Here is a 2,728-nt window from a genome sequence, read left to right on the forward strand (position 1 = left end):
TTAACTGCACTAAGCCACTTTCGGAGACGAGGGAACTATTCATCAGGGCAATACCTACACCCCCCGCACCCCCCACACCCCCTGGCAGTCCGGCCGTCCCTCCTTGTTCATTTTTCCCCCCCGTCACCCCATCTGGTTGATTCAAGCCTTGTCCTCCTTCACCCCCTACCCCCATCAGGGAAATATTGCCTTGGATGGTGATTAAATGACTTTGATTGAGGGTGATTCCTGTGCCACCTGTGCCACCCGGAGATGTGCTAGGGAGTCCCGTTCCTTTGAGGGTAATGTCACCGCTTCCTGTGCGAATTGTTGCGTTTTGAATCAGCAATTCTCCCCCCCCTAAATTATCCCCATTGGCATCTAAAAACACGGCTCCGTTTTGGGTTTTAATGTCGGCATTGACTACAATTCCCTGATGGGCAACGGCTTGTAAGCCCACGCTGGAATTGATTAAGTTAATCGGTGCATTAAACGTAATAGTATTGGTGGCTTCTAAAATAATGTTAGAGGTGGCTTGATTGAGAAGAGAAGCTTGTAAACGGGAGAGTTGAGGTAAGTCAGTAAAGCTTAAAACGGTGTTGGTTGTATTGCCTTGGCTGGTGACAATTTCTAAGTCTACAGGGTCGAGTAGTAATGTGCCGGGTTGTCCGTGGCGGGCAGTTGTATTTACTTTTCCTTGAAAATCTAGGATTTGTTGACCGGAAACTTCAACCCATCCCCCATCCCCTTGTTGTTGCCCCCCTTGACTTTCAATTCTGCCGTGAAATTGGGTGGTTTTATCAGCCCATATAATCACATTTCCCCCATTGCCTTGTTCAATGGCGTTAGCTTGAATGAGGGTTTCAGGATTAATAATTGTATGTTGTGCGGTGAATAGATTTCCTTGACCTCGAATATCTCCCCCGATGTAAATGTTGCCGCCTCCTGTTTTCGCTGATGCGTTAATTTGGGCATCAATTAAGGCAATATTTTGTCCTAAAATTGTAATACTTTGTTGCGTGAAGGATAAATCGTGGGAAACATCTATTTTGCCGGAAATGATGGCTGTTCCGGGAGTCAAAGCAATGGCTATATCACTATCATTGACTCGTACATTTCCAGAGGAATCGACTTGGGTTCTGGTTTGGGCTTGTTGTTCTGGATTCCCGGTTAAATAACGAGGAATGTCTACGGCTTGAAAGGGAATGATGGGATAATGATCATCTTGAAAAACGGTGGCGGGAAAGACTAGGCTTAAGAGGGAACCTTCTTGAGAAATTTCAATTTCGTTGCGTTCGGGAATGGCGGTGATGGTGATATTGCCATTGGGAGCGCGTAAGGTTCCGGTGCTAATAACACGACTTCCAATTAGGTGTAAACTGTGACCAGAATTGACGCTTAAATCGGCACTATTGAGGATTGTTCCTGATGATTGGGCGGGGAAAATTAAGCCGATGGGGTTTCCGGTGAGGTCGGGATAATGATTGACTTCAAAGGCGTTAAATAAGCCGTTGGGAAAGGCAATATGAGGGGCAGTAGTGACAAGAAAACTGGCGGGAATATTGAGGCTGGCTTCTGGGGTAAAAAGCCAGCCTGCGGGGTTCATTAGATAGAGGTTGGTTGTACCTCCGGTGAGTTGAATTAAGCCTTGAATGAGGGATAAGTTACCTCCAGTTACTCGACCTAAGATATTTTTAATGTGGGGTTGAGAGAGAAAATGGGCGATGTGATCTGGAGGGAGGTTAAAGTCTTGAAAACTATGGAATAGATTGGATTCTACGGCTGTTCCTCCTTGGATGAGGTAAGTATTATTCTGGGATTCGATGATTGTTCCTGTGCCATCTGCTGAGGGGGTAATTGATTGAGCATAAAGGGGTGGATTTGGCAAGAGAAAATAATGAATTATATTGGAGGTGAGTAGGAAGGAAAATAAACTATTTTTTTGAGTTAATAATAATTTGAATAGGTTCATTAGTTAATACACCCACTATTAATATGATCTGTTTTCTCGTTGAACTTTTTATAGGTCAAGGGGTGAGAGTCGTCAAGTGGCAAATGTTCTAACTTTTAAGTGGGGGGTGTTGGGGGTTGGGTGGAATGAGGTGTAACCCAATCTTGGGGGGTGTCGGTTGGGTGAGTTAATTTTCCTCCGCTAGAAAGTGGGTTTCTATCTTTCTGTGGGGGGTGTTGGGTTGCGCTGCCGCTTCACCTAACCTACGGGGTGTTGGGGGTTGGGTGGAATGAGGTGTAACCCCACATTGAGAGGGTGTCGGTTGGGTGAGTTATCTCTCTTCTATAACTGTGGGAGAGGTGAAATAAAGGGGAAAGCCTGAAACCCTGATAAAGTATATGGTTAAGCCAAGAGATGCCGCAATGTTTAAACCTCACAATAAAGTCAAATTGTATTAGGATTTTATTCGCCAGATGTGCGGCGTTATACAGAATTTGCGGTAGGCTAAATGAGGATGAGTCAAGAAATTAACCCACATTCCTTAGAGTATTATTTATCCTTAGCCCAGAGTTCACGTCTCATTAGGACTAGCTATACACATTATACTATGATTCATGAATTTTACCCAAGAAAAAACTAATTTGGCTAAAGGTGTTGCGATTGTCTTAATGCAGAAGTGTTGAATCGGTACTTATGAACTAGGTAAAAATGGACATAGTAACCCTGTCAAGAGGTAAATTTAACCAGGTGGGACTAGCTCTTTAAACCAGTGTACATAGCTAATTTTTTGGCACATAA

Annotated in this window: 1 protein-coding gene; it reads right to left on the reverse strand. The window is 44.1% G+C overall.

The window, feature by feature from the left end; translation table 11 throughout:
- Positions 1 to 1,951: filamentous hemagglutinin N-terminal domain-containing protein (locus K4A83_RS22475; RefSeq protein WP_265266951.1), on the reverse strand; the 1,951-nt coding region annotated here is incomplete at its 3' end.
- Positions 1,952 to 2,728 lie beyond the last annotated feature (777 nt).

This window comes from Spirulina subsalsa FACHB-351 (assembly GCF_026130165.1).
Taxonomy (GTDB): Bacteria; Cyanobacteriota; Cyanobacteriia; order Cyanobacteriales; family Spirulinaceae; genus Spirulina_A; species Spirulina_A subsalsa_A.